The sequence below is a fragment of the Streptomyces sp. E2N166 genome (assembly GCF_003671715.1).
GTDB lineage: Bacteria > Actinomycetota > Actinomycetes > Streptomycetales > Streptomycetaceae > Streptomyces > Streptomyces thinghirensis.
In genome coordinates this window covers 441,551-447,915 of the sequence record NZ_RAIF01000018.1, presented here as the reverse complement: position 1 = coordinate 447,915, position 6,365 = coordinate 441,551, and the positions used below count along the sequence as shown (strand labels likewise).

The window sequence follows — 6,365 nt, the reverse complement described above, 5'->3', positions numbered from 1 at the left end:
AGCCGAGCCACTGGGCGAAGTCGGCCGGGGTGAGGGCCGGGTCGAAGTAGGTGTCCAGGCAGTCCAGGACGTTCAGGATCGGCGCGAGGACGTCGTCGAGGCCACCGACGAAACGATGGGCGAGGTCGTCGTCGGCGAAGACGGCCGGCAGCATCGAGCCGATGGGCAGCGAGGAGCCGAGACCGTCGACGGAACCCCGGTGGGACGCGGCCGTCACGCGCCGTCCCCGATCACTCGGACCCGGTGGTCGAAGGAGAAGACCAGGGACGGGGGTTCCAGGTCGATGCGGTCGGTGGGGTCGCCGCGCTTGCCGGTGAGCGGGTCGGCGGGGTGCAGGACGACGTCGTCGACGAGTTCCACGCCTGGGACGCGCTGCAGCACGGCGAAGACCTCACCGGTCTGCACGGGGCGGCCGAAGGGCCAGCCCTTGCCGTCCGCGCCGCCGGTGAGCGGGTCGAGGTGGCGGTAGAGCGCGTCGTGGGCCTGGCGGCGTACGCGGTCGGTGTCGACGCCGCGGAAGGCGTGGACCGTGGCGACGACGGTGACGCCCTGGTAGTAGGGCGGGCCGACGGCGAGGCGGGTGCCGATGAGGCGGCGTTCGTCGAGGTGGCGGGTGATGCGGCCCAGGAGGGCGTCGCCGGGGACGAGTTGCTCGAAGCGGAGCCGGCCGCCGGGGTCGGGGACGGCCTGGGGCACGACCAGGACGCGGACGGCGTAGGCGCCGTGCTCGCCCTCCTTGCCCTCCAGACAGGTGATGCGGGCGGTCTCGGGGGCGGCGCGGCGGGCGAGTTCCTCGTAGTCGCGCAGGGTGACGGCGCGTTCCTGGGCGCGGAGGGTGATCGGCGCCCGGAGCTTCGCCTCCTCGACGGTCTCGCCGTCGACGCCGCCTCGGGCGGCCTCGCGGTTGACGACCTCGGAGACGTACGGGATGGACGTGCGCAGCACTTGCACGGCGCCGCGGGCCACGTTTCCGGCCCGGCCTCCGCCGGTGCGGTAGCGGCGGGCCCGGATGACGGCGCCCTTGGGGGCGACGGTGCCGTACTGACGCAGGGTGCCGTCGGCTTCGCGGACGGCGGGGCCGAAGGCGATCTGGCCGGTGGCGGCGTCGAGGGTGATGTGGTGGTCGTCGGGGCCGGAGCCCGCGAAGTGCGGGACGACCTGCCAGTCCTGCCAGCCGTCGTCGGTGGCGGTCTGGAGGAGGACGGGCGGGTCGTCGGCGACGACGGGGGCGTGTTCGAGCCGCAGCCGCTGGCCGGGCAGGCCGGTGGACTCGCCGAGGGCCTCGTCGTGGACGGTCTCGGCGTGGACGGTGCCGGTGGTGCCGCCGATGGTGTACGCCTCGGCGGAGTGGATGGTCGGTGAGGTCGTGTAGAACGGCTGGCCGGGCAGCGGCTCGGTGACCCGGCAGCGGATCCAGCCGGCCTCGTGGCCGCCGTTGCGGGACAGGACGTGGCCGCCGGGTATGTGGAGCACGATGTCGCCGGGGCGGTTGAGGCCGCCGGTGCCGTCCCGGTCGACCTCGCAGGGCTGCCAGCCGTCCTCGGTCCAGGCCTCCCAGGCCAGGGGCGGCTGCCGGGGGTCGACGCCGACACCGTCGACGCGGCTGTCGAGTTCCAGGGCGAGCGCGCAGTGCGGGGTGGCGTTGGTGAGGCCGATGAGCATGCAGTCGCCGGGGGCCGGGGCCTCCGAGAAGCACAGCAGGTCCTTGCCCTCGGCCAGGTCCGTGGTCCGGTCGGTGACGGCTTCGCCGCTGTGCTGCACCACCAGGCGGCCGAGTTCGCACGGTACGACGGTCAGGTCGCGCTCGGTGGCGAACACGACGGCCTCGTCCCGCTCGGTGCGCAGGGTGGCGACCTCGGTGCCGACCGGGACCAGGATCGCGTCCTCCTGCGGCGCGGACAGCCAGAAGGTGACGTCCGTGCGGGCGGCGGACGGTGGGAAGAGGGTGATGCCGACCAGGTCGAGGAAGGCGAGGTGGTTCTTCTCCGGGACCCGGTTGAGCCGGTAGACGATCTGGTCGGCCATGTGGGCGACCGTCTCGACGAGGGTGACGCCGGGGTCGGAGACGTTGTGGTCGGTCCACTCCGGGGCGCGCTGCTGGATGTAGCGCTTGGCGTCGTCGACGAACTGCTGGAAGCGGCGGTCGTCGAGGTTGGGGGAGGGCAGGGACATCAGCGATCGCTTTCGGGAGAGCCCGTCGGGCCCGCGGGGCCGGCCGGACCGTCGGGGAGGTCCGGCTCGTCGTGGGAGGGGATGACGTAGAACGGGAAGACCAGGCTGCGCGGGTTGTTGGTGCCGCGGATCGAGTAGCGCACGTCGATGTAGAGGACGCTCCGGTCGTCACCGGCGGTGACCTCGACCTCGTGGACCTCGATGCGCGGCTCCCAGCGGTCCAGGCTGGTGTACACCTCGTGCTGGATCCGCCCGGCGGTCTGCTCGTTGACCGGGGCGAAGACGAGGTCGTGGATGGCGCAGCCGAACTCGGGCCGCATCGGCCGCTCGCCCGGTGCGGTGGCCAGGACCAGCTGCATGGCCTCCTCGATCTCCCGCTCGCCGCTGACCAGGGCGATGCCGCCGGTGGGCCCGATGCGCAGGGGGAACGACCAGCCGGAGCCGACGAACTGTTCGGCCATCAGGGGGCCTCCTGCCTTTCCCGTTTCCTTGTGCCGACGACCCCGGGGCGTCGGCGCGGTCGTCCGGTCATCCGAAGGGGTACTTGATCTCGTTGACGAAGAAGCCGCCGTACAGGTCGAGCTTGGCGCCGGTGATCTTGGTGTTGGCCGCGGTGATCGTCGCCAGGCCCGTGGCGGTGAGGTTCGCGGCGCCGGTCGACGTCAGGTTCAGGGCGCCGCCCAGCGCGTTCACCGCGACCACGCCGCCGAGCGACTTGAGGTTGACGATGCCCTTGCCCTCCAGGGTGAGCGGTCCGCCGCTCCTGATCGTCACCGAACGGCGGCCTTCGAGCGTGAGGTTCATGCCCGCCTCCACCGACACCGAGCGGCTGCCGGTGATGCTGACCGAGCCCGCGCTGTCGACGGTGATCTCGGTCTTGGTGCGGTCGAGGTTGATGGTCAGCCTGTCGTTCCCGCTGGCGATCCGGACGCCCTGTTTGCGTCCGCCGGTCCGCTGGCTGAGCAGGTCGACGCGGTTGCCCTGGCGGTCGGACAGGGTGTGCCGGACGGCCTTCTTCTTCAGGCCGTCGTGCAGCGGGACATCGACCTTGGTCGGCAGGTCCCGGCCGTTGTAGAGCCCGCCGATCACGAACGGGTGGTCCAGCGCCCCCCGGTCGAAGGCCACCAGCACCTCGTCGCCGACGTCCATGGGGAAGACCCCGCCGCCGCCCACACCGCCCAGCTGCACGCTGCGCGCCCAGTCGCTGACGTAGGTGTCGTCCAGCCACGGGAACTGGAGCTTGACCCTGCCCTGCTTGAGCGGGTCCTGCACGTCGGTGACGATGGCGTTGGCGACGCTGGGCAGCCGGGCCGCGCTCGCGGGGTCCGTGCCACCGCCGCCGCCCGAGGCCAGCCCGTACAGGGAGCGCCACTGGCGTCCGCTGACCGTGATCCAGGACTGGTAGCCCTCGCTGTCGCCGAAGTGGTGGCGTACGGAGGTGACGGTGTACTTGCCCTCGAAGGGCTTGCCGACGTCGCTGAGCGCCACGGGCACGCCGGGCCGCAGATCGGGGCTGCCCTTCACCGCGACCTCCAGCTCGGCGAAGGAGGACGTGACGTCGGCGGCGAGGGACTGCGCCGCGTGCCGGACCTCGTCCTGCTTGTCGTAGGGATTGGCGGTCTCGACGAGCTTGGCCGCCTTGAACTTGCCGGCGGCCTCGCCGGGCGTGGAGCCGATGGTGACGCCCGGGTCGGTCCTCGCGGGCGCGAGCTCGGTGATCTTCTTCTTGGTGGTGACGTTCCAGCCGCGCGACTCGACCTTGCCGACCTGGTCGGCGGCGGTCACCGCGGCCCGCAGCCGCATGATGTCGTGGCGGGCCTGGAGGACGAAGGCGCTCTTGTCGCCGTCCGTCATCGGGGAGGGCGCGCCGGCCGACGGGTTCGGCTTGACGAACCGGAACTTCCCCTTGGCGTCCACGGACATCACCATGTTGTTCTCGTCGGCGAGCCGGGCGAGGAAGTCCCAGTCGGTGACGTTGGACTGGCTGATGAACCCGTACGCGCCCTTCGTCGGCTGGATCCGGCCGATGGACAGGCCGTCCATGGCGGCGAGTTTGCGGGCGATGTCGGAGGCCTTCTGGTTGCGGTACGCGGCCACGCGGCGCTGGCGCATCATGCGGTGCCCGAAGTCGTAGCCGCGGATCACGGTGTAGCTGCCGGTGCCGTCGTAGTCGGCCTCCATGGCGGTGACCTCGCCGGTCAGCAGGGGCTTGCCGACGCCCTGGCCGTCGGCCACCGGGGTGATGACCACCCGGGTGCCGAACTGCACGTTCAGCTTGCCGAGGACCAGGTGGTCGGGGTCGCGGAAGGTGAGGCGGAAGGCCGCGGGCACGCCGATGCCCTGGTCGACCCAGCCGTCGACGAGCATCAGGGCGATGTCGTCGGGCAGCTTCGCGGCGCCGATCCGGACCTGGACGATGCTGGAGAACGCGGGACGCACCATCAGTGCGGCACCTCCTCGGCGGCGGGCAGCATGAGTTCGGTGCCGGACGGCAGGCGGGAGGGGTCGTCGATGCCGTTGGCCTCGGCGATCGCCCGCCACGCGTTGGCGCTGCCGTACTCCCGCCAGGCCAGCGACTGCAGCGAGTCGCCCGCGACGACCCGGTGCACGCGCTGTGCGGTGAGTGCGCCGGAGGTCGGGTTCTGCCCGCGGGTCGGGCCGGGGATCTCGACCAGGTGCACCTGGCAGGTGGCCCGGATGGGGATGCCGGTGGTGCCGAAGAGGGTGTACGACGCCTCGATCGACGCGACGTACGCGGTGAACCGGGCCGTGGAGAACGACCCCCACTCGAAGACCACCCAGGGCGGTGACGGCTGGTCCGAGGCGAGGCTCTTGGCGGTCACCTCGCAGCAGCGCAGCAGCGACTCGACCTTCTTGAGCACCGTGTTGCCGCCCGGCTTGGTGGAGGAGTCCAGGAAGATCTCCAGGGTCATCTCCCGCGGCTCGGCACCCATGAACTGCGGCTTCGCGGCCTTCCGCACGGCCGCCGTCGGCGTCGCCGTCCACTGGGTCCGCTGGGTGAGGGACAGCTGCGCCGGGTTGAACTCGAAGCCGAACGTACGCATCAGCGCACCGGGTGTGGTGGTCGTGCCGGTGGGCGGCTCGTGGATGGCGAGGTTGGCGCGTACGAGGCTCTTGCCGGCGCCCTTGCCGCTCTTTGCCATGGGTCTTCCTCTCTGCTCCGCGGCGCCGTCAGTCGGTGAAGCCGTGGTGGGTGATTTCCAGGACCTCGTTCGCCACGGCCGGGTTGCCGGGGTCGAGGCTCGGGCCCTGCCAGCTGACGGGCAGTACGTCGATCAGCCCCCAGCGGGCGACCAGCGACCCGTCCGCGCGCAGCGCGGAGATCTGCGCGGTCGGCCGCTTGATCCCCGTCTGGACGGAGGAGATCCACTTGGCGACCTTGGTCGTGTCCGGGGTGAGGGGGCGGGTCAGCCGGATGTTGGAGAAGGAGACGCGGGTGGGCAGTTGCCACACGAACCCGTTGTTGCCGCCCTCCTGGCGCTGCTCGATCTCCACCTGGGACGACAGGCCTTCGCACCCGTTCCAGTACCCGAGGCTCTCGCCGTCGATGGTGAGGGTGAACCAGATGGTGGAGCCCGGGTCCTGGCGGGGCATCGGGGGTGGGCCTTTCTGTCGGGTGGGGCAGGCGTGTCGCGTGCGTCGGTTGCGCCGTGGGGGCCGCGTGGGGGATCGGCGGGCCGGTCAGTGGCGGGGGTCGCGGAGTCTGCCGATCCGCTCGCGGTCCATGCGCAGTTCGGTGCGGACGTGGCGGGTCACGCGGCCGACGATCCGGTGCACCAGTTCGTCCAGCTGGAACTCGGTGAGCTCGCGCGGGTCGAACCCGCCTGCCGGGACCGCCGTGTACGCCGGGGGCGGGTCCCCCTGCGCCGGGGAGGCCTGACTCGACGAGTACGGGGGCGGGTTGCCGGGCGGTGACGCGTTCTGGGACTCCGGCGGACTGTAGGGGGGCGGCGGGCCGGCCGGAGCCTGCTGGGGCGCCGGGGGCAGCAGGTGGTTCAGGGCCGAGGACACGGTGGCCGCCGCGTGGGCGGCCAGGGCACCGGTGGCGGTGCGGCGCCCGAAGAAGCGCTGGACGGTGGGCGCGGAGGAGGCGTCGGCGTCCGCCGCCGGTGCCGCGGGTGCGCTGACGGGGTGCGGCGGGCTGGACGGTGACGGTGCGGGTGGCGTGAGGG

The 6,365-nt window shown here is 72.2% G+C and carries 5 protein-coding genes and 2 pseudogenes; all 7 read right to left on the bottom strand.

Going from position 1 to position 6,365, the window contains the following annotated elements; translation table 11 throughout:
• A pseudogene (locus EBH09_RS16325) lies at window positions 1-154 on the bottom strand (phage tail protein); the annotation flags it as partial.
• Window positions 155-213: 59 nt separating this feature from the next.
• Window positions 214-2,172, bottom strand: a complete 1,959-nt coding sequence (locus EBH09_RS16320; protein WP_121747717.1) for a putative baseplate assembly protein — start codon at window positions 2,170-2,172, stop codon at window positions 214-216.
• The gene (locus EBH09_RS16315; RefSeq protein WP_121747716.1) at window positions 2,172-2,633 is read right to left on the bottom strand and encodes a GPW/gp25 family protein; all 462 of its coding nucleotides are present in this window, start codon (window positions 2,631-2,633) and stop codon (window positions 2,172-2,174) included. Before EBH09_RS16315 ends, EBH09_RS16320 begins: the two co-directional genes overlap by 1 nt.
• Window positions 2,634-2,700: 67 nt before the next feature.
• Window positions 2,701-4,614, bottom strand: a complete 1,914-nt coding sequence (locus tag EBH09_RS16310) for a VgrG-related protein (RefSeq protein WP_121747715.1) — start codon at window positions 4,612-4,614, stop codon at window positions 2,701-2,703.
• On the bottom strand, window positions 4,614-5,336 hold the full coding sequence (locus EBH09_RS16305) for a tail protein X (protein WP_121747714.1): 723 nt from the start codon (window positions 5,334-5,336) through the stop codon (window positions 4,614-4,616). Before EBH09_RS16305 ends, EBH09_RS16310 begins: the two co-directional genes overlap by 1 nt.
• A 28-nt stretch (window positions 5,337-5,364) precedes the next feature.
• Window positions 5,365-5,787, bottom strand: a complete 423-nt coding sequence (locus EBH09_RS16300; RefSeq protein WP_121747713.1) for a phage tail protein — start codon at window positions 5,785-5,787, stop codon at window positions 5,365-5,367.
• Window positions 5,788-5,874: 87 nt separating this feature from the next.
• Window positions 5,875-6,365 (bottom strand): annotated as a pseudogene (locus EBH09_RS16295) (hypothetical protein); the annotation flags it as partial.

Bases quoted from the DNA above. Each gene is read 5' to 3' on its own strand.
- EBH09_RS16320 (WP_121747717.1), bottom strand. From the start codon at position 2,172: ATGTCCCTGCCCTCCCCCAACCTCGACGACCGCCGCTTCCAGCAGTTC.
- EBH09_RS16315 (WP_121747716.1), bottom strand. From the start codon at position 2,633: ATGGCCGAACAGTTCGTCGGCTCCGGCTGGTCGTTCCCCCTGCGCATC.
- EBH09_RS16310 (WP_121747715.1), bottom strand. From the start codon at position 4,614: ATGGTGCGTCCCGCGTTCTCCAGCATCGTCCAGGTCCGGATCGGCGCC.
- EBH09_RS16305 (WP_121747714.1), bottom strand. From the start codon at position 5,336: ATGGCAAAGAGCGGCAAGGGCGCCGGCAAGAGCCTCGTACGCGCCAAC.
- EBH09_RS16300 (WP_121747713.1), bottom strand. From the start codon at position 5,787: ATGCCCCGCCAGGACCCGGGCTCCACCATCTGGTTCACCCTCACCATC.